Raw genomic sequence first — 26440 nt, 5'->3', positions numbered from 1 at the left:
ATATAAATGGCAACGAAATTTCATACATTTACTGGCGAGAGCACTATCGAAGCGCTGAAAAAGGCGCAAGATGCTTGCGGCGAGAAGGCGATATTAGTAACCACCAAGCAGATACAAGCAAAGACTATAAACAAAAAGCCGCTTTATGAAATTTTAGTCAGCGTCGAAGAGGACGACGTGCCTGCCAAACCAAAGCCAAATCCTAAAGCCGTGAACTACGAAAATGCCTACTCGAAATTTAACCAAAACTACGAGCCTGCCAAGCCAAAATTTGAGATAACCGAGCAACCAAGCCAAAATTTAGCCAAAAAGCCAAAGACCGTTTCGCCCGAGCCTTATGACGAGAGCGTGCTTTTAAACATCTCGGCCGCGGCAAAAGAGATCAGCGCCATCGCAAATGTCGATATCACCGAGATAAGATCAAGCGACGAGCCGAATTTAGGCATGAATAAAAAAATAGACGACGTCGCGAAGCAGGTCAACGCCCTAAACGAAAAGCTAGGGCTAATAACCGACTGATATGGGACGAGCGCGCGCCAAATCGCAACAATCTCGCGATACCGCCGGAATTTGCCAGCATTTATAAGGCCGCAAAGAAAAGCGGCATGAAAAACGAGCATCTTGAGGCGATCATGCAGGCTACGATACAAAATTTGCCCGCGTCGATGAAGTCAAATCCGACCGCCGTGAAGCGATATTTTTACTCGCTTTTGCGAAATATGCTGCCTTGCCGCAAGGAGCGAAGCGACAAAAAGCAGCGCATAATGATGCTGGTGGGGCCTACTGGTGTCGGTAAGACGACTACGCTTGCAAAGCTTGCGGCTAGATTTGCTTATGGCAACGAAAAGCGCTATAAAACAGGCATCATCACGCTTGATACGTATCGTATCGGAGCGGTCGAGCAGCTCTTTCAATACGCAAAGATGATGAAGCTGCCGATCCTCGACGTGATAGAGGTGGAGGAGTTTAAAGACGCGATAAAGACGCTCAGCCACTGCGATGTGATACTAATAGACACCACGGGGAATTCTCAATACGATAAAGAAAAGCTTGATAAGCTCGATAAATTTTTAAAGCATAGCGGCGCGCAGATAGACGTGAATCTAGTGCTTTCTGCGGGCTCTAAGGTCGAGGATCTGATGGAAATTTACAACGGATTTTCATTTTTGGATATCGACACGCTCATCATCACGAAATTTGACGAGACACGTATCTTTGGCAACGTTTTTTCGCTCATTTACGAGACGAATACGCCGGTGAGCTACTTTTGCGTAGGTCAAGAAGTGCCTGATGATCTGCTTGAAGCAAAGAGTGAATTCCTAGTCGAGTGTGTGCTTGATGGATACGATAAGGGCGCATCCGGTAAGGACGATGATGAGTAGCAACCAAGCCCAAAAACTACAAAATTTAGTATCTGCCAGCAGTAGCCAAAAAAGCACTCATTTCATCGCGATAACGAGCGGCAAAGGCGGTGTGGGCAAAAGCACGATAAGCGCGAATTTAGCCAATATCCTCTCTCAAAACGGCTATAAAGTCGGGCTGCTTGACGCTGACATCGGTCTGGCGAATTTAGACGTGATACTAAACGTCAAAATGGGTAAAAACCTGCTTCACGTGCTAAAAGGCGAGTGCTCGCTAAAGGAAATTTTGATACCGGTGAATAAAAACCTGATCTTGATCCCGGGCGAGAGTGGCGATGAAATTTTGAAATTTAACAATCAATTTTTATACGAGAGGTTTTTAAGCGAGGCCGGCGAGCTTGATGAGCTCGATTTTCTCATAATAGACACGGGAGCGGGCATAGGTGGCAACACTCAGCTCTTTTTAGAGGCAGCCGACGAGATAATCGTAGTGACCGTGCCAGATCCCGCCGCTATAACCGACGCTTACGCCGTGATAAAGATAGTCTCAAGGTTTAAAAACAACGAACTCATGCTTTTAAATATGGTAAAAAACGAAGCCGAGGCGGCCAGAATTTTTGAAAATATAAAACGCGTGGCCGATACCAATATCGGCTCGAATTTAAGCCTCGAGCTGATAGGCTGTGTCGAGGCTGACAAGGGCGTAGCAAAGAGCATAAAGCAGCGCACGCTCTTTACGAACGATGCGCCGTATTCGCAGCCAAGCACGCAGATAAAGCAAATAGCGTCGAATTTGCTTTATAGGTTGGAACGAAAAGTGCTTACTGACGGGCAAAGCAGGAGCTTTGGCGGATTTTTCAAGCGCTTGATAGAACAATTTTAAAGGGAGCCACTTGTGCGAGCAGAGAATTTTATAGCATTTTTTACGGTTTGCGGCTTTTTTGTGGGTATGCTTTTTACGCTTTTAAAGGTAAACGAGCCTGTCGAAATGCTCGTTTATACGCTACTTATAACGTTTTTCTTTTATCTCATCGTTCACATCGTGATAATGAACTACGTAGACGTTCGCCGCACGATGAAGAGATTTTTCGATAAGGATAGACACGAAGAGATCGCTGATTATCTGATCTCGGAGCTCGCCATAAGGGAAAAACGCATGGAAAACATCATGCTAAAAGTAGCCGCCGCAGCCGAACAGGCCGATAAAATTTCAGGCAAAGAAAATGCACGAGCTAAAGCAAAAGCAGCTTAACGCTTATCAAAATACGATAAAAAAAGAGCAAGACGAGATAGTCTTGCAGTATATGCCCGCACTTCGTGCGATGGCCTTTAGACTAAAGGAGCGCTTGCCCTCCAGTATCGATGTGAACGATCTCATCGGTGTAGGCGTGGAGGAGATGATAAAGCTTAGCCGCAAATACGACAAGGAGCAAAACGACTCCTTTTGGGGATACGGCAAAAAGCGTATTTACGGCGCTATGCTTGATTATTTGCGCGGACTTGATATAATGAGCCGAACGAACAGGAAGCTGGTAAAGGCTATAAATTCCGCTATCGACGCTTATTTTAACGAATTTGAAGAAGAGCCCGACGATGAATATTTAGCCAAAAAGCTCGGCGAAGATATAGAAAAGATCCGCGAAGCAAGAGGCGTCAGCAGCATCATTACGGTGCTTCCGATAGACGATCAGATGGAGCTTTTTAGCCAGCACAACGTAGAGCAAAGCGTGGAAAAAGAGGATCTCATACAAAAGATAGAGGCAATACTTGAAAATTTTGACGAGCGCGATCAAATGGTCATTCAGCTATATTATTACGAAGAGCTGAATTTAAAAGAGATAAGCGAGATAATGCAGATAAGCGAGAGCAGAATTTCACAGATACATAAACGGCTTTTGGATAGGCTAAGAAAGAGTTTGGGGGCTTAATGGCTGATATTTTAAGTCAAGAAGAGATAGACGCGCTGCTTGAAGTTGTCGATGAAGACGGCGATACTAGCTCGATCGAGATAGAAGAGAGCGCACCGGGCGAGCAAAAGCAGATCATCATTTATGATTTTAAGCGCCCAAATCGCGTGAGCAAAGAGCAGCTTCGCGCGATCAAAGGTATCCACGACAAGCTTGCCAGGAATTTAGCCTCACAAATTTCAAGCGTGATGAGAAGCATCGTCGAAATTCGCCTTCACAGTGTAGATCAGATGACTTACGGTGAGTTTTTGATGAGCCTTCCAAGCCCGACCAGCTTTAACGTCTTTAGTATAAAGCCGCTTGATGGCAACTGTATTTTGGAGATAAACCCCAGCATCGCCTTTCCGATGATAGATCGTCTGCTTGGTGGAACGGGCGAAAATTTCGAGACTAATCGCGAGCTGACAGACATCGAGGTGAATTTACTCGATGCAGTGCTTAGGATGATAATGCAGCGCCTAAAAGAGAGCTGGGCGATGATAACTGACATGTATCCAAACGTCGAAGCCAAAGAGAGCTCACCAAACGTCGTTCAGATCGTATCTCAAAACGAGATCGTGATAATGGTCGTGATGGAGATCATCGTGGGAAATTCAAGCGGGATGATAAATTTATGCTACCCTGTCATCTATCTGGAGCCCATATTAAGCCGCCTGGCAAATCGCGATATAATGCTAGGCGAGACGTCGGCTAAAAAGAGCCGAAACAAGGAGCTAAAGACGCTTATCGGACGCGCCGAGGTGCTTTATGAGGCGATTTTAGGCAAGGCCATAGTCAGTGTGAGCGAATTTTTAGATCTAAAAGAGGGCGACATCGTGCGTCTTGATAGGAGCGCAGACGACAAAGCCATCGTTTGCATCGATAAAAAAGAGGTATTTTTAGCCGAGGTCGGGCTGCATAGGTTTAGAAAATCCATAAAAATCGAGCAGCTCATCCGCTCCGATAAGGATGAAATCAAAAATATCCTTGAAAAATACGAAGAGGAGCGTAAAGCCAAACTTATGGCGTATGAGCCTGACGAAAACACGAACGAAGAAGAGAGCCAAGACGATGACGAATGATTTTTTCAATTTATTTACGAACGAGCTTAAGGCCACGGTCGAAGGACTGACCGGACGCACACCGGAAGTAGGCGAGAGAAACGACTTTGACGCCCCTACTCAAAACGGCATAAAGCCGCCTGTGGTCATGGCTAGCGTCATGCTAAGCGGCGATGTGAACGCAAAAGCCGAGATCGTCTGCACACCGATTTTGGTAAGCGCGATCAGCGAATGGATGATGGGCGAGGAGGAAATTTCGCGAAACGAAACGCTGGGAGCTGATGAACTGGACGCCGCAAAGGAGATATTTTCAAACCTTTTAAGCGCTTTTAGCACCTCGCTTGGCGCACAAAAAGGCATGCCAAAGATCAGCTTTGAGATAGTAAACGTAAATTTCCTCGATGAAAATTCCGCACTTGATTTTTCGGTTTATGAAAAGCTGTTTTTATTTAGCGTCAAGATAGAGGATATAAACGAGCATATCGGCTTTGTATGCGATCACACATTGATGAAATTTTTTGAGCCTACGAAGGTCGGCGAGAGCGAATCACAAAGCGGCGATCAGGCAAAAGCGACTCACGGATCCAGGAGCGAATTTAGCGCCGAAGAGATGCGAAATATCAACCTCATAATGGACGTGCGCTTACCTATTCGCGTGCGCATCGGCTCTAAAAGGATGCTGCTAAAAGACGTGCTCAGCATGGACATAGGCTCGGTCATCGAGCTAAATCAACTGGCTAACGATCCGCTTGAAATTTTGATCGGTGACAAGGTCATCGCACTTGGCGAGGTCGTGATAATAGACGGGAATTTCGGTATCCAGATCACTCAGATAGGCTCTAAGCGCGAGCGTCTGCAGCAGCTAAAATAGGGGCAAAATGAGTAGCGATCTGATAGACGACCTGCTGAAATTTCAAAGCATTTTAAATTACAAAAACAAAAATGTTACCTTTTTTGGTTCGGCTAGATTTGACGATGATAACGCCTATTGCAAAATGGCGTACGATCTCGCGTTTAGGCTGGGCGAGCTTGGATTTGCGGTATTGACCGGCGGCGGAGACGGCATAATGAGGGCCGCAAACAAGGGCGCATTTGAGAGCGGCAAGAGTCCCAGTATCGGGCTGAACGTGCGTTTGCCGTTTGAGCAAGCGACAAATCCTTATGTGACCGCGAAATATCTCTTTTCAAATTTAAGCCCGCGTAAATTTGCACTGACTGACAGCTCGGTCGCGTTCGTCGTATTTCCGGGCGGCTTTGGTACGCTTGATGAGCTGTTTGAAATTTTGGTTTTGGCGCAGATCGGTAGCAAAAAGGTCAAAATTTACCTTGTCGGCACAAAATTTTGGCAAAGGCTAGATGAGTTTATAAAAACAACTCTAGTCACCCAAAAAACGATAAGCCAAAAAGATGTGGATCTATACAAGATCACCGATGACATCGAGCTTATAGTGAGCGAAATTTTACATATTTAAAATTCAGATATATAATCTCCTCTTTACATTAATTTTACAAAAAGGTTTTTATGAAGATAATGGTTGCTATGAGCGGCGGCGTGGATAGCACGATGACCGCTAAAATCTTAAAAGAAGCCGGCCACGAGATAGAGGGCTGTTATATGAAGCTGCACCAAAAGCCCGGCTACCACGAAGAAAATATCCGCAAGGTCAAAAAAGTGGGCGATTATCTTGGCATAAAGGTGCATATTTTAGACCTGCAAGATAAATTCAACGAATTCGTCTACGATCCTTTTGTCAGGCTTTATAAAGAGGGCAAGACGCCAAATCCGTGCGCGCTTTGCAACCGCTTCATAAAGCTGGGCGCACTTTTGAATTTCGCCAAGCAAAACGGCTGCGAGAAGCTTGCGACGGGGCATTACGTGCAGATAATAGACGGCTTTGTCACGATGGCGAAAGATCCGAGCAAAGATCAGAGCTATTTTTTGGCTCAGGTGCCAAAAGAGGTGCTAAAAGACGTTATTTTCCCGCTTGGAGATAAATTTAAAGCCGACATCAAAGAGCTAGCACGCGAAGTGCCCGTGCTAAACGAGTTTGCCACGCAGCCTGAGAGCAGCGAGATTTGCTTCGTAGAAGATACTTATATCGAAATTTTAAATAAGCATTACAACACGAATCTACCGGGCAATGTCGTCGATAAACACGGCAAGGTCATCGGCCGTCATCAAGGTTATATGCATTACACGATCGGCAAAAGACGCGGCTTTGAGGTATTTGGTGCGCATGAGCCGCACTTCGTGCTAAAGATAAACGCCGATAAAAACGAGATAGTCGTTGGTAGCAAGGACGACCTGGCACAAAAGATCGTCGAGCTTGAGAATGTGAATTTGTTCATTGATGAGGACGAGTTCGAGTGTGAGACGAAGATAAGATATCGCAGTCCAAAGTTAGAAGCCAGCGTAAAGATTGATAGGCAAAATAAAACCGCCGTAGTTGCGCTATCTCAAAACGCTCTTGGCGTCGCTCAGGGGCAGCTTTGCGTGATGTATGACGGTGAGCGCGTCATTGCGAGCGGATTTATAAAGTGAGCTTACGTTTATAAAAGCGAATTTTTCGTCAAATTTGGATTTATGGGCTATTAAAAATTTAGCGATATAGTTATGGATACTTTAAAACAAGGAGTTAAAATGAAAATTTCAAACGCGTTGTTGAAAGTCGCCGTTCTTGGCTCGCTAGCTTGCTCGTGCGCCCTCGCGCAAGGTGCGTTCGTAGGCGGCAGTGTAGGCTATAACTTCAAATCCGGCAACGAGCTTAAGGATGACGGCATAAAATTTAAAGACTCATCTATCCCGCTTGGAGTCCAAGGCGGTTATGACTTTGGCGATTACAGAGTTTACGGCGAATACGTCTACGGCACTAAAGCTAAGGCTCACAAAACGGTAGGCGACGTGAAGGCCGATCTTAAATGGAAAACTCATAAATTTTTAGTCGGTGCTGACTATACGCCTCAGATCGCACAAAATTTGAGATTTTTAGTCGGAGCATATACCGGCCTTACGTATCTTGACTATAAACTAGGCACAGTCGGCCCTGGCGAAAGGGTGCATATATCTGACAACTCCACTGACTGGACTATCGGTGGCAGAGTGGGCGGTCTTTATAGCTTTGACGAGCACAACGAGGTCGAGCTTGGCTTGAGATACGACAGGACGAAATTCGATGAGGGTAAATTCAACAGCTACGGCCTATACGCCGCATATAACTACAAATTCTAAATCAAAGTCGGGGCTCTCCCGACTTTAATCAAAGACTCTTTTTGTAAAAATTTTTACTGACGCGAAGTCAAATCTTATGAAGCGACACTATTGCCGCCGATTTTGAGGAAAGTCGCAAGACTGACCGTCAAAATCGTGCTATATGTTCGGCACTTTGTGGAGCGAGTAAGATTTGCGAAGCATTCGTTTAAGAGTATTTAAAATAAAGCTGATTCTTAAAATCCTAAATTCTCCAGCGAAGTAAAATTTTATAAAGCAATTGGTTTTTGGCCAAATGATTTGACCCATGCCAAAAGAGCCGTTTATTTGCCTTTTAGCGCCTGCAAGATCACTTTGACATGGCTTAGCTCTGGCTCTTTTACGGCCGTGAGTAAGGCGACATTTTTGTGCTTTGCTTCCAGATCTTTTAAAATTTTAAGCCCCTTTTGCGCCTCCTCGCCTTGAAGCTCACGTCTAAATTTAGCACAAAATTCCTTAAACCTGCCCTCTTTGTCGAAGTGAAACCACGTTCTAAGCTCGTTTGACGGAGTGACGCTTTTTAGCCACAAAAACTGCTCGAAGATTTCCTTCCTCACGCCTCTTGGATAGAGTCTATCCACAAAGACACCTTCAAAATCGCTCTCACCCGACTTTATGAAGTCGTAAATTCTTATTACTTTAAACATGCAGGAATTTTATCCAAATTTTATTAAAATGACGAAAATTTTAAAGGAAAACGATGAGACAAAACGTTGGCTGCGCTAAATTTGTAAAAGATTTTAAAAACGGAACGATAACCTCGACTTGGGCGTTTTACGCGGGAGTAGTCGTAGTCGGAGGTGTCGCTAAGGGCGAAGGAACGGCAAGCGATAGCTTTTTTGGCGAATACGATTGGGACATGGTGGATGATTTTGGCAATGAGACGAAATGGGGGATGTTTATCGAGGAGGAAAACGGCAGGGCTTTGGTGACATGCTATGACAAGGACGGGGCGCTAAAGACAAAAGGTGTCGGTGTCATCGAGGGTGACGTGATGTTTGTGGGCTGGAGCGAGTGGGAAGAGGAGCTTTAAATTTAAAATTTAGCTCATTTTGCTAAAATTACTCATCAAATCAAGCTAAAGGTTTTCAAGATGAGAGGCTATAAAATTTTCTCGGGAACGGCCAATATCGAGCTTTCGAGGAAAATTTCTCAATATCTCTCGCTGCCGCTGAGCGAAGCAAATATAAAGCGCTTCAGCGACGGCGAGATAAATATCCAAGTGGGCGAGAGCGTGCGCGGCAAGGACGTTTTCGTGATCCAGCCGACCTGTGCACCGGCAAATATAAATTTAATGGAGCTTTTGATCCTGACCGACGCGCTCAAGCGAAGCTCGGCAAGCTCTATAACTGCGATAGTGCCGTATTTTGGCTATGCTAGACAGGATAGAAAGGCCGCTCCTCGCGTGCCGATCACCGCAAAGCTCGTGGCTAACATGATGCAAACTGCTGGCATCGACCGTGTCGTCACGATGGACCTACACGCCGGACAGATACAGGGATTTTTCGATATCCCGGTCGATAACCTCTACGGAAGCATCGTTTTTAACGAGTATGTCAGGACTAAAAGCCTTCCAAACCCGATAGTAGCGAGCCCGGATGTAGGCGGCGTCGCACGCGCCAGAGCGCTTGCTAAAAATCTAAATTTAGACATGGTCATCGTCGATAAACGCCGTGAAAAAGCCAACGAAAGCGAAGTGATGAACATCATAGGCGACGTAAACGGTAAAGACGTGATACTAGTAGACGATATGATAGACACGGCAGGCACGATAGTAAAGGCCGCTGAGGTTTTCAAAGAGTGCGGAGCTACCAGCGTGATGGCCTTTTGCACACATCCGGTACTAAGCGGGCCTGCGTATGAGCGCCTAAAAATGGGCTTTTTAGACGAGCTCGTTGTGACCGATACGATACCGCTTAAAGAAAATTTAGACTGCATAAAAGTGATAAGCGTCGCGCCGCTCTTTGGCGAAGTCATCAGGCGCGTTTATCACAACGAGAGCGTAAATAGCTTATTTAATTGATCATTACTCCAGCAAACATCGGTAGTTTATTTGGCTACCGATGATAAATTTTGAAATTTTCTTAAATTTGCTTGGCTTTGCAAAACGCGAAAGAGGGCGAGCGCAGGCAGGAGCGAGAAGTTTTTGTAGCGCGATCTTTTCGCTATCTTGCCATTTATAAAAAGGGCTAAATTTAGGCCTTCAACTCGTCTAAAAGATCTTGTAGATTTACCTTGCCAAGCTCTTTTTGCATCGCATTTTGAGCGCTTATAAAATGAGAATTTAGTAAATTTTCTATCTTGCCGCCAAGCGGACAGGCCGCAGGCGATTTGGCGTGGATTTTAAATAGATTTTTCTCATCGTCGCTAACCGCCTGATAGACATCAAAAAGTGTGATTTGCCCCGGCTTTTTGGCTAAATTTACTCCACCCACGCCGGCCCTTACCTCAAGTAGCCCCGCCTTTTTCAAAAGCTGCGTGAGCTTTCTTATTATGACGGGGTTTGTCCCCACGCTGTCCGCGATGAACTCGCTAGTCACTTTCTCATCTTTAAAAAATTCCGCCGATAATAATATATGGATCGATACCGAAAATTTTATCCCTACCTGCACTTTGCCCTCTAAATTTTATGAAATCCCATTATTTTAGCCAAAATTTACTTTTGATTGCGTCCGCCTCATCTTAGATAAGGCGGTACGATGAATTTACGCCCTCTCACCCACAGCGGTGAAGCGCTTTTGCACGAATTTTGCGTTTTCTAGCTCGTCTATCATCGCTACGGCGTAATCTGCGTAGCCGATCACGCTCTCGCCTTTACGATTTAGGATAAATTCCTCGCCACCAAGCGTGTATTTGCCGCTCTTTGGCAGGCTCGGGTCAAATTCCGCCGCAGGGGAGAAATACGTCCATTTCACGTCGCTTCGCTTTCTTAGGGCGTCAAACGCCTTTGCCATCGCAGTCGCAGTCGGTTTGTATTTGCTTGGAAAATCAGGCGTCTCAAACAGTCTCATAGTGTGCGAAGCGTCCGTGTATAGGCTGCCCGCACCGCCTACTACGAGCAAGCGGGTGTCACTACCGCTTAACATATCGGCGAGGTGTGTCAAAACCCTTGTATGTTCCTCGCCGTTAAACGAGCCAAACGCGCTGATAACCGCATCAAAGCCCGCCAGATCGGCTTTTTTTAGACTCATTATGTCTTTGTATAAAATTTTAACCTTGTCGTTTTTGTAGGCTTTGTTTCGTACGATAGCCGTGACGTCGTATCCTCTACTAAGCGCCTCGTTTAGGATAAATCCGCCAGCCTTGCCGTTTGCACCGATGATCGCTACTTTCATTTTATGTCCTTTTGGGTAAATTTCAAAATTTTACAACTAAAGCCGTTTAAAACGGACTTTCAAAAGTTGTAATTAATTTTGTTACGACGCATTATATCAGACATTTGTTGTAATATCAACAGTTACAGCAAAAAATTTAAATCTGCTACAAAGTAGCAACAACTTTGAACGTGCTGGGGTCGGGTTAGTGAGGGGTAGGAGTAGTTTTGCTTCGCTTGCATCTGCGAGCAAACCGTAATTCTAGCCCCGCCCCTGTAGGAAAAGCAGAAAGGAACTACTCGAACGCTGATCGCATTCTCCCGCAAGTAAAACCCTGTCCGTCCTTTTATAGGTTTAGAATTTTACTTTATAAAATTTACAAAGCCCTAAATTTCCCAAATTTGACAAAAACATAATTTTCGCTACAATCGCCCCAAAAAACCGAAATTCAGGAGAAATTTTGTAGCAAAACGCCTTTAAAACGCTAAAACGCATCGCCAAAGAAAACGCCAAAAAGCTCATTTTCACGTTTAGCCTCGTGCTGGCTGAAAACGCGCTGTTTCTGATGTATCCGATATTTGCGGGCTTTGCGATAAATTCGCTAATCGCCGGCGAGCGCGTAAAAGCCCTCGTCTATGCTCTTGTGGTACTTTTCATGTGGTTTGTCGGCGCGGTGAGGCAGCGCATCGATACGCAGGTCTTTACGAGCATCTACGCCAAGATCGCCGTAAATGTCATCCTAAACGAGAAGCAAAATCAAAAAGATGACTCCGCCATCATCGCTCGCGTCGCACTTTCGCGTGAATTTGTAAATTTTTTCGAGTCGCATTTTCCGATGTTTTTCACGACGGTCGTCTCGATCATCGGCTCGGCGTTTATGTTGCTTTTCATCGAGCTAAAAGTCGCGTTCGCGTGCGTCCTCGTGATGGTCGTTTTCGCACTCGTGCTGCCTAGATACGTTCGCCGCAACGACTACCTTTACCTTCGCTTAAACGACCGCCTCGAAAAGGAAGCCGCCGCCATAAATTTAGGTAAATTTAGCACGCTAAAACGCCACTACGACATCGTTTCACGCCTGCGCGTAGCGATCTCAAACCGCGAGGCGATGAGCTACTTTATCATCGGCGTCTCGGCGGCGTTTTTGACGATAGATATAGGCGGCAAGGACAGCGCGGGGCACATCTACTCGGTAGTCACGTATCTGTGTAGCTTCGCGATAAGTCTGGACGACTCGCCGCGCCTCATTGAAGAGTTTTCAAATTTAAAAGATATCGGCAAACGCATAAATGCGGCGAACAAGGAGTAAATTTAAGCTAAATTTGTCTCAAATTTCGGTATAAGACGGGCTAGCGACTTTGGGTTTTCAATTTTTTAAAAAAAGTAAAAACCTGTCACGCAGTGACAGCAACTTTGAACGTGCAGTGGGGTTAGAGGGGTTAAAGGGGAGGAAGGGGAGACGCTTCGTAGGTAGAACCCCTTCCTCCCCTTAAAAGACATAAAGTATGATAAAACGAGCGAGTGCGTTTGCAGACACGGACAGTGTCTGCTGTGCGAGCGAAAAATGGCAAGAAAGGGCTCGATACAGGCATGCTGGTCGCGTTCTCCCGCAAGCAGCCCCATACCATTTGATAAATTTATTAAATTTATAAATCCAAACATCAACACTTTCAAAACAGAACCTTCAAATTTATCAAATTTTACCTTTCGTTGCCAGCCATAAATTTACCGATGTCAAATTTATCGGAAATTTAATCGACAACCAAATGCCCATTTGGCTATAATGTCTATCAAATTTGGCTCGAAATTTTAAATTTAACAATGTCTGCAACATCGCAAACGTGCTAAATTTAAGCAAAGCTGCCGTCCCGTACAGCTAGCCGCGCTACAAAAACAGCCTCGTAAAATGCAAAAAATCGGCAAGATCGTGCGACACAGGCTTTATGGTGGACACGTAGGGCAAATTTTCAAGCATCGAGCACAAATAAAGGATAAAAATGTCAGAACAAGACCACGACGAGCGCACGCTGAATGAGTGCGGCGACCATATCCAAAGCGAACACGCACAGGGCGAATACAACTGCAACGAATGCGTCCCGAACGAGCACGCACACGAAAAACTCTGCTGCAATAAACACGACACCGAAAAACACGTGCATAAGGAGAAAGGCGGAAACAAACATGATCACGAAGCGCACAACCACGACACACACGCTCACTCGCATGCGGCGAACAAAACCACGTTGCGAAATTCGTTTTTAATCATCTTTGGCTTCATGCTCGTTGAGATCGCGGGCGGGCTGGCTACAAACTCCCTCGCGCTGCTATCAGACGCAGGGCATATGTTTTCAGACGCCGCCGCCCTCGCGCTTTCGCTGTTTGCATTTAAATTTGGCGAGAAAAAGGGCACGTTGCAAAACACATTTGGCTACAAGCGCGTGGAAATTTTAGCCGCGGCGATAAACGGCATCGCGCTCATTGCCATCGCCATTCTCGTCGTCATCGAAGCGATCCGTCGCCTGCAAAACCCGCCCGAAGTGGCAAGCTTAGGCATGCTGGTTATCAGCGCGGTGGGGCTTGCAGTAAATATCGTCGTCGCGCTTTATATGGCGCGCGGGGCGGACACGAAAGAAAACGTGAATATGCGGGGCGCGTATCTGCACGTGCTGGGCGACGCTCTGGGCTCTGTGGGTGCGATCGTGGCGGCGATACTCATCATGAGCTTTGGCTGGGGCTGGGCGGACGCTGTGGCTAGCGTGCTCGTGTCGCTACTCATCGCAAAGAGCGGATACGGCGTGCTAAAAGCCACCTTTCACATCCTAATGGAGGGCGCGCCCGCAAACGTCGATACGAGCGAAATTTTAGCGGCTATTGGCGGGACGACGGGCGTTAGATCCACGCACGATCTGCACGTTTGGAGCATCACAAGCGGCGTAAATGCGCTCTCGGCGCACGTCGTGATAGAGGGTGACATGAGCGTGAGCGCGGCGCAAGAGGTGACGCACGAGATAGAGCGCAAGCTAGCGCACCTTGGCATCGCTCACGTCACGATACAGATCGAAACCGGAGCGCACGGACACGCCGACGAGCTCATCTGCGAGATAAAAGGCGGCGAAGCGGGACATTTGGGGCATAGTCATTAAAGTAGTAAATTTAGGGTATGTTTTAAAAATATGTTAATATTTTAAATTTAATAAGGTATCAAAAGCAATATCGCTTAGAATAAAACAGGACAGAAAACGTTGCAGTGCCGTCAGGCACGAATGCAACCCCTTAGGCGTGCAGTGTGGGAAGGTGGGCGACGCTTCGCAAGTAGAACACCCGTCCGCCTCTTAAAAGGCAAGAGCGTAATAGAATGAGCGAGCGCGTTTGCAGACACGGACAGTGTCTGCTGTGCGAGCAAAAAATAGCAAAGGCAGAATGGGGCTACTCGAATGCTGTCCGCATTCTCCCGTAAGTAGAACCCCCTTCCTTCCCTTAAAAAATAAATGCAGCGTGGGTGAGTGCGATAACAAATGGGAGCACTCGGACAGTGTGCGATTAGCTTCTGCACGGGAGCGAGTAGCCGAACGTGCAACACGATTTTTCTACTTCACGCTACTACTGGGGCGCTGGTCGTGCTTTTCCTCTCCGAGACGCTTTGGCAACGTCACGCAACTACTTCTTGAAAAGCTGCAAACGAAGTGAAGCAGAGCAGAACGTTGCGAACGCGCGGCGTGAAGTAAAAATTGATGGCAATAAACTCGCTAACAAGGTTTTACAGGAATGACATTCCCCTGCTTTGGAAACTTAAAATCAATGAAATATTTTAACAGAGCTTAAATTTAGTAAAATTTTACTTTGCAAATTTTAAAATTCAAGAAATCAATGCCTTTTCAAGTAGAGCTAAATTTAAACAAAACGGAGAAATGATGAGTGAAATTTTAGAGCAAACGCTAGGGCAAATTTATGAAATTTTAGGCAGCGAGATAGAAAATTTAAGCGTGGAACGCGTGGTATTTGGGCTATTTTTTACTGGCGTGAAGCTAAATAACGGCGTCGCAGGCGTGAGCTACACTCCGCTAAAATCTCTTGGCTCGGCCGTGTGCTGCCCCTCTCAGGCTGATAAGATGCCGCTTTCTGGCAGGCTCGTGGGCAAAAATGTGAAATATTTTTTACAAGACATCCACAGCGACAAATCCCTAAAAAAGACGCTCGCCATAGCCGTCATAAACGCACTCTCGCAAACCTGCCTGCAAAAAAATCCAAATCTACACGAGCTCGAATTTGACGCTGATCCTTTCGATAAGCTCGACATCAAGGCGGACTCTTTTAGCGTGATCGTGGGCGCGCTCGTGCCATACATAAAATTTATGATGAAAAACGGTAGGGATTTTAGGATATTGGAGCTTGATAAGAGCGTTTTAAAGCCTGACGAGCTTAAATTTTACCTACCGGCGCAGGCTGCCGTCGAGGTCGTGCCAAAGGCTGATAATCTCATAATCACGGGCACGACGCTTATAAATGACACGCTTGAAAATTTGCTCGCGATGAAAAAGGCGGACGCAAACGTCGTGGTCGTAGGGCCGACCGTGTCGATGCTGCCAAAGGCGATGTTTGATAGGGGTGTGAGCTACGCGGGCGGCGTTTATGTGAGGGACGCGGGCGCGCTGCTTGACATCATCGCTGAGGCTGGCTCGGGGTATCATTTTTTCGGCAAATTTGCAAATAAAATCACGATAAGCGCGAAACGGAGCTAAATTTATCCACTAATCGCCGCCCAGCCTTATAAAGCGATGACGCCCGCACCCGCTAACATATTGGCTTCTAAATTTAGCCATATTTTGGGCTGATTTAGCAAAAAGCTTGCGTTTATACTGTTTTAAATGATTTTTTCGCTAAAATCGCCCTAAATTTAGCTTAGGAACTCTATGAAAAACATCAGAAATTTTAGTATCATCGCTCACATCGACCATGGCAAATCCACTCTGGCTGATCGTCTCATCCAAGAGTGCGGCGCAGTCAGCAGCCGCGAGATGAGCTCGCAGATCATGGATACGATGGATATAGAAAAGGAGCGCGGTATCACGATAAAAGCCCAAAGCGTGCGGCTAAACTACACCCTTGACGGGCAAAATTTCGTCCTAAATTTGATCGACACTCCGGGGCATGTGGATTTTAGCTATGAGGTCAGCCGAAGCCTAGCTAGCTGCGAGGGCGCGCTGCTCGTAGTCGATGCGAGCCAAGGCGTCGAGGCGCAAACGATCGCAAACGTCTATATCGCGCTTGAAAACAACCTAGAAATCATCCCCGTCATCAATAAAATCGACCTTCCAGCCGCAGACCCACAGCGCGTAAAAGACGAGATAGAGCACGTCATCGGGCTTGATTGTAGCGGCGCGATCGAGGTCAGCGCGAAAACGGGCGCAGGCATAAACGAGCTGCTTGAAGCCATCGTTAGGCGCGTGCCAGCCCCTGACGCGAACGACACCCTGCCGACGAAGGCGCTCATTTACGACAGCTGGTTTGACAACTACCTTGGCGCACTCGCTCTCGTGAGAATTTACGACGGCGAGATAAAGAAAAACGACGAAGTGCTCGTCATGGGCACAAACAAAAAACACATCGTGCTAGACCTCATGTATCCTCATCCTATCGCGCCGATAAAGACCGCGCGTATCGCTGCTGGCGAAGTGGGCATAATCGTGCTGGGGCTAAAAAACGTGAGCGACGTGCAGGTTGGCGACACGATCACGCTGGCTAAAAATCCGACAAAAGAGCCTGTGGGCGGGTTTGAGCGGGCAAAGCCGTTTGTATTTGCAGGCATTTATCCGATCGAAACGGATAAATTTGAAGACCTACGCGACGCACTGGATAAACTAAAACTAAACGACAGCTCCATTAGCTATGAGCCAGAGACCTCGATCGCACTGGGATTTGGCTTTCGCGTGGGCTTTTTGGGCTTGCTTCACATGGAGGTCATCAAGGAGCGTTTGGAGCGCGAATTTGACCTTGATCTCATCGCCACAGCCCCGACCGTGACCTACGAGGTCGTGCAAACGGACGGGCAAATTTTACGTATCCAAAACCCAAGCCAGCTGCCTGCGGTCAATAAAATCGAAATGATAAAAGAGCCCTACGTGCGCTCGACCATCATCACGCCGACCGAGTTTTTAGGCAACATCATCACGCTTTTAAACAACCGCCGCGGCGTACAGACAAAGATGGACTACATCACGCCCGAGCGCGTCCTGCTCGAATACGACATCCCGATGAACGAGATCGTCATGGACTTTTACGACAAACTAAAAAGCTCGACGAAGGGCTACGCGAGTTTTGACTATGAGCCAAGCGACTACCGCGAAGGGGATCTTGTCAAGCTCGACATCAAGGTCGCCGGCGAGACCGTCGATGCGCTCTCGATCATCGTGCCAGAAAGCAAGGCACAAAGTAAGGGGCGAGACTTTGTCAAGGCGATGAAAGAGATCGTGCCGCGCCAGCTCTTTGAAGTGGCGATACAAGCGAGCATAGGCAATAAAATCATCGCCCGCGAGACCGTCAAGTCGATGGGTAAAAACGTCACGGCAAAATGCTACGGCGGCGACATCACGCGCAAACGCAAGCTACTTGAAAAGCAAAAAGAGGGCAAGAAGCGTATGAAAGCCATCGGCAAGGTAAATTTACCGCAAGAGGCTTTTTTGAGCGTATTAAAGATCGATTAAGCTTTTGGTGCTAAATTTTAAAGGACGGATATGCCATTTGTAAATATAAGGATCACTAAAGAAAACGGCGAGCCTACGCGTGAGCAAAAGGAGCGCTTGATAGATGGCGTGACGCAGTTGCTTGTCGATGTGCTTGGTAAAAACAAGGCCAGCACGGTCGTCATCATCGATGAGATAGATACCGATAACTACGGGCTTGGCGGCAAGACGATAACAAATGTGAGAAAGCTAGCCAAAGAGCAAAAGGAGCTTAAATGCTAAATTTTAAAGCTATTTTTATCGCGCTGATCGCGGCGTTCATGCTTGCCGGATGCGCGTCTAGGTATTGCGGCTCGTGCGGTGCGGCGGGTGCTGATATAGACGGTCAAAGCAAGATGTATTTTGAAGAGGTCATGCGCGTACCGGCTGATTGCAGTGCGTGCGAGGGCTCGGGAGATGGCGTTTTCATAAACGGTGTGAAATATAAAAGCGATGTGGCTATAAACTGCTGCTTGGAAAAAAATATGATAGACATAAACATCGGGCTAAAAAAGGTCTATCTACACCGCATAGTCGATGCCAGAGAGAACGCGAGATCGATTTATTACACGAAAAAGGACGGCTCGGGGATGGTATTTAGCTCAAATCCGCGCCTTGAAGTGCTGCTTTATCTATTTTTGGAAAAAGAGCTCAGCTCCAGGGGCATGGTCGTCGTAGATACGCAAACCTCGCCTTATACATATAGACTTGATTTTAGCTTTGATTATCTTCGCGGAAACTACAACCAAAACGGCGAAACACTAAATGGCAGACTAAATGGCAGACTACGCCTCTCAAATATAAATTTCAACAAGCAAATCAACATCGCCACAAGGCATCATGTCGAGAAGTTAGAGGCCGACAGGTCGGATCAGTTTGACTTTTTTATCGCACTTTTGGTAAAGCAAGCGGCGATAAAGATAGCCGATGAAATTTCAAAACTATAAGGAAACGATATGAAAAATTTAAAATTTTTAGCGATTTTTGGGCTTTTTGCATTTATCTTGGTAGGCTGCGCGCCTTCTCAAAGCGTGGTAGCGCTGGATCCTTATAAGGCGACTTCGGCTGGGGCAAACAAAAACGGCCTTGAGGTCTATATCTCAAACGTTCATGACAACCGCAAAAATAAAAGCACCGTAGCTACGATAACCGACGGCAAGGGCAGCGTAAAAGAGTATGTCATGTTACAAAACGACCTTGCCGGCTGGTTTAAAGAGGCGCTCACGACGCAACTAGTCTCAAACGGCGTAAATGTCGGCTCTATGGGCGGGCTAGTGGTCGAAGTTTTCATAAACGAATTTGACGCGAATATGAGTGGATACAAAAGCGACAACACCCGCGGCAACATCAAGATCACGCTAAAGATCACCAAGGGCGATCAAAATATCGTGAAAAACATATCAAACAATCAAACGAAATTTGAGCTCATCCGCACGGGCAGCGCCTTTAAACCGTTTCTTAAAGACATGATAGACGACGCCGTCAAACGCACGGCCGCAGCGATAATAAACAGCTGATGCGATGCGCATTTTGCGGCGCATTTAGTATCGCTACGTTTTGTAAAATTTGCTCTAAAATTTTATCCGACCCCGTTATCCGCTGTCGTGAGGTCGGCGAGTTTAAAATTTACAGCTTCTATGACTACTCGGAGATCAAAAATTTGATCCACTCCAAGCATCAAATGCACGGGCTTTTCGTCTATAAAAACCTCGCGAATTTCAGCATTGCTAAATTTAGCCGAAATTTTAAATTTGACTCGCCTATAAACATCGTGCCTATCGACGATAAGATAACACATGGCTACTCTCACACCGCGATCTTGGCACGTGCGGCAAAGAGCAAAACTCTACGCCCGATATACCGAGCCTTGCAAGCTGGCTCAAACGTCAGTTACAGCGGAAAAGATCTGAAATTTCGTCAAAGTCATCCTAGGGATTTTAAAATTTTAAAGCGTCCTAAATTTCCCGTTATTTTGGTCGATGATATCGTAACTACGGGCACGACGATACTTGAAGCCAAAGCCACGCTGGAAAATTCAGGTATAGATGTGCTTTGCGCGATAGTTTTGGCGGATGCCAGATATTAAAGCCATTTAGCAAGTTTTTATCAAATTTTGGCTAAAATCGCCTTTAGTTATTTTTAAGGATACAAATGGAAGAGAATATTTTAAATTTAAATCAAGATATCAAGGTCGTGGATATCGAGGACTCGATAAAAAGCAGCTATCTTGACTACTCGATGAGCGTCATAATCGGACGTGCGTTGCCGGATGCCAGAGATGGCTTAAAGCCAGTCCATAGGCGAATTTTATACGCGATGAACGATCTCGGCGTGGGTTCACGCAGTCCTTATAAAAAGTCCGCTCGTATCGTAGGTGATGTCATCGGTAAGTATCACCCGCACGGCGATACGGCAGTCTATGACGCTCTTGTGCGTATGGCGCAAAGCTTTTCCATGCGTTATCCGACGGTAGACGGTCAAGGAAACTTCGGCTCGATCGACGGTGACAGTGCTGCGGCGATGCGTTATACAGAGGCTAGGATGACGATACTTGCCGAGGAGCTTTTAAGAGATATCGATAAAGACACGGTAGATTTTGTGCCAAACTACGATGACAGCACGCTTGAGCCAGACGTCTTGCCAAGCCGTGTGCCAAATTTGCTCTTAAACGGCTCTAGCGGTATCGCTGTGGGTATGGCGACAAACGTCCCGCCTCATAGCCTGGACGAGCTGATAGACGGGCTTTTATTGCTTCTTGATAACAAAAACGCCAGCTTAGAAGAGATCATGCAGTATATAAAAGGGCCTGACTTTCCGACCGGCGGCATCATCTTTGGCAAAAAGGGCATCATCGAGGCCTACCGCACCGGTCGCGGTCGCGTCAAGGTACGAGCCAAAACTCACATAGAAAAAAAGCCGAACAAAGACATAATCGTGATCGACGAGCTACCGTATCAGACGAACAAAGCCCGCCTCATAGAGCAGATCGCCGAGCTCGTAAAAGAAAAACAGATCGAGGGCATCAGTGAAGTACGCGACGAGTCGGATCGTGAGGGTATCCGCGTAGTCATCGAGCTAAAACGCGACGCGATGAGCGATATCGTGTTGAATAATCTCTTTAAATCAACGACGATGGAGAGCACATTTGGCGTCATAATGCTGGCTATCGACAATAAAGAGCCTAAAATTTTCACTCTCATCGAGCTGCTTAAGCTATTTTTAAATCACAGAAAAACCGTCATCATCAGAAAAACGATATTTGACCTTGAAAAGGCGCGTGCCAGGGCGCATATCTTGGAAGGTCTAAAGATCGCGCTCGACAACATCGACGAGGTCATCGAGCTTATTAGAAAAAGTGCCGATACGCCTAGCGCTCGTGATGGATTGATGGAGAAATTCGGGCTTTCCGAGCTACAGTCAAACGCTATTTTGGATATGAGACTAAGCAAGCTGACGGGGCTTGAGCGCGAGAAACTTGACAACGAGCTAAAAGAGCTCTTGGCTGAAATTTCAAGGCTTGATGAAATTTTAAAGAGCGAAACACTACTTGAAAATCTAATAAAAGATGAACTGCTCGAGATAAAGAGCAAATTTAAAGTGCCGCGTCTTACTGAGATCATCGATGACTACGATGATATCGACATCGAAGATCTGATACCAAACGAAAACATGGTCGTTACGATCACGCACCGCGGCTACATCAAACGCGTGCCTAGCAAACAATACGAAAAGCAAAAGCGCGGCGGTAAGGGCAAGGTCGCTGTGACGACATACGATGATGATTTTATCGAGAGCTTTTTCACGTCAAATACGCACGATACGCTGATGTTCGTGACCGACCGCGGACAGCTATACTGGCTCAAAGTCTATAAGATCCCGGAAGGCAGCCGCACGGCAAAGGGCAAAGCGGTGGTAAATTTAGTCCAGCTGCAGCCTGAGGAGAAGATAAAGGCGATCATCCCGACGACTGATTTTGCGCAGAACAAATCGCTGGCATTTTTCACCAAAAACGGCATCGTAAAACGAACGAATCTAAGCGAATTCAAAAATATCCGCTCGATCGGCGTGCGCGCTATCAGCCTGGATGAAAACGACGAGCTGGTTACCGCTCTCATAGTAGAACACGGCGATGAGGGTGTCCAGCCTGAAAATTTAATAGACGAGCTTGGCGTGGAGACGGAGATCAACGAGATCGAGACCATCGAGAGCGAGATAGACGAGCAAAGCGATGAAAATATCGATAGCATTGATGATACGGACGAGAAGATGCTCTTTATCGTCACTAAAAAGGGGATGTGTCTTAAATTCAAGCTCAGTAAAGTCCGCCAAATGGGACGCACGGCTCGCGGCGTGACAGGTATCAAATTTAAAGAAAAAGGCGATGAGGTCGTGGGAGCCGCTGTCATCGAGAGTAACACTCAAGAAATTTTGAGTATCTCTCAAAAAGGTATCGGCAAGCGAACGACGGCTGAAGAGTATCGCCTCACAAATCGCGGCGGCAAGGGTGTCATCTGCATGAAGCTAACTACCCGCACGGGAGAGCTCATCGGTGTCGTCATGGTCGATGACGAGATGGATCTGATGGCTCTGACTTCAAGCGGCAAGATGATACGCGTGGATATGCAAAGTATCCGTAAGGCCGGACGCAACACTAGCGGCGTCATCGTCGTAAATGTAGACGGCGACGATGTCGTGAGTATCGCAAGATGTCCTAAGGCTGAAAACGATGGGGACGAGGTAGAAGAGAGCGAAGATAACGGGCTTTTGGAATAAATTTTGCTTTAAAATTTTCTAAATTTAAAGGTTGGATCATGAGAGTTAAAATTTTACTTGTCAGTATTTTGTTAGGCGCTTTTAGCGGATGCTCGTGGAATGGCTTTATGGGTGACGCGACCACTACTGCCAACCGCGATGTAGTCATACAAAAGGTCGACAAAGACGACCTTAGAGAGGTCATGAAAAAAGAAAAGATGATATATAACAGCGCACCCGAAGAGACTACGTTTAGAGCTGTTGGCGAGGGTATAGCGCCGATGAATTCGGTCTCTTACGCGCAGTCAGTCACTCTAGCCAAGCGCGCGGCGATGGCTGATGCGTATTCGCAGCTTGCCGGCAAGCTTTATGGCGTCAAGATCAACGCCGAGGACACCGTACGCGACGCGATGCTAAACGACTCGTCCATCACATCTAAAGTGCAAGGGCTCGTCAAAAATGCGACTATCGTGAGCGAGAGCTTTAAAGACGGGCTTTACAGAGTCAATATGGAGCTTAGGATCGACCAAGAAAAGTGGCGCGAAGTCTTTTCATACTAACGATTTTTATAAATTTGGCATTTGGCTCGCAGGAATTTATATTTTGGGCCGATGTCAATACAAAAAACAATATCATTTCCTCCGAGCAGATCGCATTTTCAAAGGCGATGGTCATCACTAAAAGCCCAAAGGTAAATTTCTTGTGCGAGATAGACGCGATCAAGGACGAAAACACGAGCGAGATAGCCTTTTTAAACCTCAACAAAGATAAAATTTTCGACTGCTTCGCGCTGCAAAAAGTAAGCGCAAAAGGCGAATTTAAAAGGCGTAACGATCATATTACACAAACCTCAAATTTTAAAATTTTCCCGATACGTTTTACAATAAAATTTAAGCCAAAATCGGCTATTATTGGCGTATTTAAGAGCGAGGATGGCAGATGAACGTAGTTATCGTCGAAGACGATATAAATATGCGAAAGTCCCTTGAGATCGCGCTTGGAGAGTATGACGAGCTAAAAATCAAAAGCTATAAGAGCGCGGTAGAGGCTCTAAAAAAAATGAGCGAGGATACCGACGTCATAATCACCGATATAAATATGCCTCAAATGGACGGACTAGAGTTCATCAAGCGACTTGATGGGAAATTCGACGTCATCATAATGACCGGCAACGCCACGCTAAACAAAGCTATCGAGAGCGTGCGCCTTGGCGTGAAGGACTTCCTGACAAAGCCTTTTGACAACGAAACTCTTTACGAGGCGATAAAAAGAGTTGAAATTTTAAAGAAAAAAACAGCTGTAAATTTAGCCAAGCCGGCCAAAAAGCAGTGTGAAAGCGGTGATTTCATAGCGACGTCTGCGGCTCTACAAAGAGCGCTTGATATAGCCAGTAAGGCTGCAAAGACCGATGCTAGTGTGATGTTGATGGGAGAAAGCGGCGTGGGCAAGGAGCTGTTTGCAAATTTCATACACAAAAACTCAAAACGCGCAAATATGCCTTTTGTCGCGCTAAATATGGCTGCGATACCTGAAAATCTCATCGAAAGCGAGCTCTTTGGCTTTGAAAAAGGAGCTTTTACAGACGCGCAAGCAGCCAAGAAGGGGCAGTTTGAGCTAGCAGACGGCGGGACGCTATTTTTAGACGAGATCGGTGAGATGCCGCTAAATTTACAGCCAAAGCTGCTGCGAGCCCTACAAGAGCGCGAGATCACACGGCTAGGGGCAACCAAAAGCACAAAAATAGACGTTCGCATAATCTGCGCAACAAATGCAAATTTAGCAGTCCTGATAAAAGAGGGTAAATTTAGAGAGGATCTGTTTTACCGCTTAAACACGATCCCTGTGCTGATCCCACCACTTCGTGAACGCAAGGACGAGATCGTGCCGATAGCAGAGGAAATTTTAGCCAAAAGCTGCGAAGAATATGGCTTTGAAGCGAAATTTTTCTCAAAAGAGGCGATTAGCGAGCTTATCAGCTATGATTTTCCTGGCAATATAAGAGAGCTCATATCGGTCGTTCAAAGAGCTGCGATACTGAGTGAAGGTGGTGAAATTTTGCCAAGCGATCTGTTTTTAGAAGGCAGGAAGGCAAAGCGGACCGACGAGATCAAAAAAGAGCTGATCCGTGATGTTTTAAAAAGTGTGAACGGCGAGCTCAAAGAGGCGTGCGAGATACTGAATTTAGACGAGAAAAGCTTGAAAGAAAAGATCAAACAATACGAATTAAAGGATTACGAGTGAGAAAATTTAACATTGCGGTCGTCGGTGCGACAGGAGCTGTGGGCGAGGAGATATTTAATGTCCTGGCTGAGGTGGATTTCCCTGTGGGTGAGGTTTTGCCCCTTGCCAGTGCGAAAAGTGCCGGAAGCAAGATAGAATTTAAAGGCAAAAACTACAAGGTCGTGGAGCTGACTGAGAGCGTATTTGACGAGCACGAGGTCGATATAGCGTTTTTTAGCGCGGGCGGATCGGTGTCGGCTAAATTTGCCCCTTTAGCAGTCGCTAGCGGTGCAGTCGTGATCGATAACACCAGTCACTTTCGCATGGACGCAGACATTCCGCTAGTCGTACCCGAGTGCAATCCAGAGGACATCAAGCTCTGGAAAAACCGCGGCATCATCGCAAATCCAAACTGCTCGACCATCCAAATGGTGCAAATACTTAAGCCGCTTGACGACGCATACAGCATCAACCGCGTCGATGTGAGCACCTATCAAGCTGCAAGCGGAGCTGGCAAAGAGGGCATGGAGGAGCTCGTCGTGCAGCTGCAAAAGTTTTTCGAATTTAGACTTGATGAGTGCGAGCCAAAGGTATTTGCGCACCGCCTAGCTCTAAATGTGATCCCTCATATCGATGTATTTTTGGATAACGACTATACCAAAGAAGAGATGAAAATGGTCAATGAGACGCAAAAGATCCTTCATAAAAATATGGAAGTGAGCGCGACCTGCGTGCGCGTACCCGTGCTTCGTAGCCACTCCGAGGCCATCACGATACACTTTGACCGCGATGTCGATGCCGCTGTGGCGCGTGAAATTTTACGCAAAGCCCCGAGCATAGTCGTAGTCGATGAGCCTGCAAATAAAAAATACCCGATGCCTATCATCTCAAGCGATACGAACGAGACCTACGTCGGACGCATTCGCCGCGACAACTACCGCTCCAACGTGCTTCATCTATGGTGCAGCGCAGACCAGATCCGCGTGGGTGCAGCGACAAACGCCGTTAGGATCGCACAAAAGTGGATAGAGCTTCAGGACCAAGAGGGCTAAATTAAAATTCGAGCTTACGTACAAGTTTTGCGCCTAAGCTCGTAAATTTACTTTGCTATTGGGCAGCCCCAGCCATCATACATGCCGTTAAAATCTTTTGCTAAATTTATCAGCTCCCATGTATCTTCGTCGATATTTTCCAAATTTTGATTACGCATTATGTTTATGCTAAATTTTTTGAGATCCTCACGAGGTGACTGCTTTGATAAAATTTTATAGCCGATCTGTTCGATCTTTTGACCGAAATTCTCCATATCTTTCTCGCTATCAAAGTCGATGAAGTGATCGATATCGCGTGGCAAGGAGGCATTATCGCCGTTATCCGCTAGATTTCGCAAGACTTTAAAGTTTTGCATACAAGAGTAACTATAATCATCGGGATACAAATACTAAAAATACGTCTCCCACTGCGCATCGTTTTTGATATCTATGCTGTATTTATAGCCTTTGAATAGGCTAAATTTCTCGTTTATGATCGCCTCATAGTCTTTGACGCCCTTTGCGTAAAGCCAAGAATCAAGCCAGCCGTCGCTTTTGACGGTACCTACAAATACTGCTCCTTTGGCTTCCAGCTCGTTCATTAGGGCGTCTTCTATATCATATAGCGTTTGGACCTCCTCGTTTGTAGGAAAGCTTCGCTCGCTCGGGTTTAAGAGCCAAGTGCGTATGCATACTCTGGTATCGTAGCCCTTTATCGGCGCGATACTTGCGAGGGCTAAATTTATCCTGAAGCTTGCCTCCTTATCATCGACGCGGCACATATATATTCCC

Annotated in this window: 28 protein-coding genes and 1 pseudogene; 24 read left to right on the top strand and 5 right to left on the bottom strand. The window is 46.4% G+C overall.

Going from position 1 to position 26440, the window contains the following annotated elements:
- The first annotated feature begins 6 nt into the window (after nt 1–6).
- From flhF to CCVT_RS07345, 9 genes and pseudogenes are all read left to right on the top strand, one after another.
- Nucleotides 7–1382: pseudogene (gene flhF, locus CCVT_RS07385) on the top strand (flagellar biosynthesis protein FlhF).
- Nucleotides 1375–2244: a P-loop NTPase gene (locus tag CCVT_RS07380; protein WP_018136122.1), complete on the top strand. Its 870-nt coding sequence runs from the start codon at nt 1375–1377 to the stop codon at nt 2242–2244. The pseudogene flhF and the gene CCVT_RS07380 overlap by 8 nt, the downstream one beginning before the upstream one ends.
- A 12-nt stretch (nt 2245–2256) precedes the next feature.
- The gene (locus tag CCVT_RS07375) at nt 2257–2613 is read left to right on the top strand and encodes a hypothetical protein (protein WP_009649280.1); all 357 of its coding nucleotides are present in this window, start codon (nt 2257–2259) and stop codon (nt 2611–2613) included.
- Nucleotides 2585–3289 (top strand): RNA polymerase sigma factor FliA, encoded by a 705-nt coding sequence (locus CCVT_RS07370; RefSeq protein ID WP_009649285.1) that lies wholly within the window; start codon nt 2585–2587, stop codon nt 3287–3289. The genes CCVT_RS07375 and CCVT_RS07370 overlap by 29 nt, the downstream gene beginning before the upstream one ends.
- Complete coding sequence (fliM, locus tag CCVT_RS07365; RefSeq protein WP_011992618.1) at nt 3289–4389, top strand: flagellar motor switch protein FliM; 1101 nt, start codon at nt 3289–3291, stop codon at nt 4387–4389. The genes CCVT_RS07370 and fliM overlap by 1 nt, the downstream gene beginning before the upstream one ends.
- Entirely contained in the window at nt 4379–5239 is an 861-nt protein-coding gene (gene fliY, locus CCVT_RS07360; protein WP_018136123.1) for a flagellar motor switch protein FliY, read from the top strand. Before fliM ends, fliY begins: the two co-directional genes overlap by 11 nt.
- Nucleotides 5240–5246: 7 nt before the next feature.
- A complete protein-coding gene (locus tag CCVT_RS07355) occupies nt 5247–5840 on the top strand; it encodes an LOG family protein (RefSeq protein ID WP_018136124.1) in 594 nt (197 codons plus the stop codon).
- A gap of 50 nt (nt 5841–5890) precedes the next feature.
- The gene (gene mnmA / locus CCVT_RS07350) at nt 5891–6910 is read left to right on the top strand and encodes a tRNA 2-thiouridine(34) synthase MnmA (RefSeq protein WP_018136125.1); all 1020 of its coding nucleotides are present in this window, start codon (nt 5891–5893) and stop codon (nt 6908–6910) included.
- 99 nt (nt 6911–7009) lie between these two features.
- Nucleotides 7010–7597 (top strand): outer membrane beta-barrel protein, encoded by a 588-nt coding sequence (locus tag CCVT_RS07345; protein ID WP_018136126.1) that lies wholly within the window; start codon nt 7010–7012, stop codon nt 7595–7597.
- Nucleotides 7598–7899: 302 nt separating this feature from the next.
- Here the strand turns inward: CCVT_RS07345 and CCVT_RS07340 are convergent, their stop codons facing one another.
- Nucleotides 7900–8262: a DUF488 domain-containing protein gene (locus CCVT_RS07340; protein WP_018136127.1), complete on the bottom strand. Its 363-nt coding sequence runs from the start codon at nt 8260–8262 to the stop codon at nt 7900–7902.
- Nucleotides 8263–8315: 53 nt separating this feature from the next.
- Between CCVT_RS07340 and CCVT_RS07335 the strand changes: the two genes are divergently transcribed.
- Together CCVT_RS07335 and CCVT_RS07330 are read left to right on the top strand one after the other, a co-directional pair.
- Nucleotides 8316–8648, top strand: a complete 333-nt coding sequence (locus CCVT_RS07335; protein WP_018136128.1) for a hypothetical protein — start codon at nt 8316–8318, stop codon at nt 8646–8648.
- Between the two features lie 60 nt (nt 8649–8708).
- Nucleotides 8709–9638 (top strand): ribose-phosphate pyrophosphokinase, encoded by a 930-nt coding sequence (locus tag CCVT_RS07330; protein ID WP_018136129.1) that lies wholly within the window; start codon nt 8709–8711, stop codon nt 9636–9638.
- Nucleotides 9639–9810: 172 nt separating this feature from the next.
- On the opposite strand, the gene CCVT_RS07325 is transcribed toward CCVT_RS07330, so the two are convergent.
- Both CCVT_RS07325 and CCVT_RS07320 read right to left on the bottom strand, forming a co-directional pair.
- A complete protein-coding gene (locus tag CCVT_RS07325; RefSeq protein WP_018136130.1) occupies nt 9811–10227 on the bottom strand; it encodes an Rrf2 family transcriptional regulator in 417 nt (138 codons plus the stop codon).
- Nucleotides 10228–10320: 93 nt separating this feature from the next.
- Nucleotides 10321–10950: an NAD(P)-dependent oxidoreductase gene (locus tag CCVT_RS07320; protein WP_018136131.1), complete on the bottom strand. Its 630-nt coding sequence runs from the start codon at nt 10948–10950 to the stop codon at nt 10321–10323.
- A 472-nt stretch (nt 10951–11422) separates the two neighbouring features.
- Here CCVT_RS07320 and CCVT_RS07315 point away from each other — a divergent pair, with 472 nt between their 5' ends.
- From CCVT_RS07315 to CCVT_RS07255, 13 genes are all read left to right on the top strand, one after another.
- The gene (locus CCVT_RS07315; RefSeq protein ID WP_026175420.1) at nt 11423–12235 is read left to right on the top strand and encodes an ABC transporter six-transmembrane domain-containing protein; all 813 of its coding nucleotides are present in this window, start codon (nt 11423–11425) and stop codon (nt 12233–12235) included.
- A gap of 688 nt (nt 12236–12923) precedes the next feature.
- Nucleotides 12924–14069, top strand: a complete 1146-nt coding sequence (locus tag CCVT_RS07310) for a cation diffusion facilitator family transporter (RefSeq protein ID WP_018136134.1) — start codon at nt 12924–12926, stop codon at nt 14067–14069.
- A gap of 768 nt (nt 14070–14837) precedes the next feature.
- The gene (locus CCVT_RS07305; RefSeq protein WP_018136135.1) at nt 14838–15665 is read left to right on the top strand and encodes a DUF364 domain-containing protein; all 828 of its coding nucleotides are present in this window, start codon (nt 14838–14840) and stop codon (nt 15663–15665) included.
- A 171-nt stretch (nt 15666–15836) separates the two neighbouring features.
- The gene (gene lepA, locus CCVT_RS07300; RefSeq protein ID WP_018136136.1) at nt 15837–17627 is read left to right on the top strand and encodes a translation elongation factor 4; all 1791 of its coding nucleotides are present in this window, start codon (nt 15837–15839) and stop codon (nt 17625–17627) included.
- Nucleotides 17628–17657: 30 nt separating this feature from the next.
- Nucleotides 17658–17888 (top strand): 2-hydroxymuconate tautomerase family protein, encoded by a 231-nt coding sequence (locus CCVT_RS07295; protein WP_018136137.1) that lies wholly within the window; start codon nt 17658–17660, stop codon nt 17886–17888.
- Nucleotides 17882–18592, top strand: coding sequence for a hypothetical protein (locus CCVT_RS07290; protein ID WP_009649311.1), 711 nt, complete (start codon nt 17882–17884; stop codon nt 18590–18592). Before CCVT_RS07295 ends, CCVT_RS07290 begins: the two co-directional genes overlap by 7 nt.
- 9 nt (nt 18593–18601) lie before the next feature.
- Nucleotides 18602–19162: a YajG family lipoprotein gene (locus CCVT_RS07285; RefSeq protein ID WP_018136138.1), complete on the top strand. Its 561-nt coding sequence runs from the start codon at nt 18602–18604 to the stop codon at nt 19160–19162.
- Complete coding sequence (locus CCVT_RS07280; protein WP_018136139.1) at nt 19162–19731, top strand: ComF family protein; 570 nt, start codon at nt 19162–19164, stop codon at nt 19729–19731. Before CCVT_RS07285 ends, CCVT_RS07280 begins: the two co-directional genes overlap by 1 nt.
- Before the next feature lie 65 nt (nt 19732–19796).
- A complete protein-coding gene (gene gyrA, locus CCVT_RS07275; protein ID WP_018136140.1) occupies nt 19797–22418 on the top strand; it encodes a DNA gyrase subunit A in 2622 nt (873 codons plus the stop codon).
- Nucleotides 22419–22456: 38 nt separating this feature from the next.
- Nucleotides 22457–22957: an LPP20 family lipoprotein gene (locus tag CCVT_RS07270; protein ID WP_009649273.1), complete on the top strand. Its 501-nt coding sequence runs from the start codon at nt 22457–22459 to the stop codon at nt 22955–22957.
- Complete coding sequence (locus CCVT_RS07265; RefSeq protein ID WP_018136141.1) at nt 22933–23340, top strand: hypothetical protein; 408 nt, start codon at nt 22933–22935, stop codon at nt 23338–23340. Before CCVT_RS07270 ends, CCVT_RS07265 begins: the two co-directional genes overlap by 25 nt.
- The gene (locus tag CCVT_RS07260; RefSeq protein WP_018136142.1) at nt 23337–24638 is read left to right on the top strand and encodes a sigma-54-dependent transcriptional regulator; all 1302 of its coding nucleotides are present in this window, start codon (nt 23337–23339) and stop codon (nt 24636–24638) included. Before CCVT_RS07265 ends, CCVT_RS07260 begins: the two co-directional genes overlap by 4 nt.
- Complete coding sequence (locus tag CCVT_RS07255; protein WP_018136143.1) at nt 24635–25669, top strand: aspartate-semialdehyde dehydrogenase; 1035 nt, start codon at nt 24635–24637, stop codon at nt 25667–25669. Before CCVT_RS07260 ends, CCVT_RS07255 begins: the two co-directional genes overlap by 4 nt.
- Before the next feature lie 47 nt (nt 25670–25716).
- Here CCVT_RS07255 and CCVT_RS07250 read toward each other — a convergent pair whose 3' ends face one another.
- Complete coding sequence (locus CCVT_RS07250; RefSeq protein ID WP_018136144.1) at nt 25717–26025, bottom strand: ribonuclease E inhibitor RraB; 309 nt, start codon at nt 26023–26025, stop codon at nt 25717–25719.
- A gap of 33 nt (nt 26026–26058) precedes the next feature.
- Nucleotides 26059–26436, bottom strand: coding sequence for a DUF695 domain-containing protein (locus CCVT_RS07245; RefSeq protein ID WP_227898176.1), 378 nt, complete (start codon nt 26434–26436; stop codon nt 26059–26061).
- Nucleotides 26437–26440: the final 4 nt, after the last annotated feature.

Origin of the sequence: Campylobacter curvus, assembly GCF_013372125.1 — a bacterium.
GTDB lineage: Bacteria > Campylobacterota > Campylobacteria > Campylobacterales > Campylobacteraceae > Campylobacter_A > Campylobacter_A curvus.
Note: the sequence above shows the minus strand (reverse complement) of the source record. Positions and strands in the feature narration are given on the sequence as shown.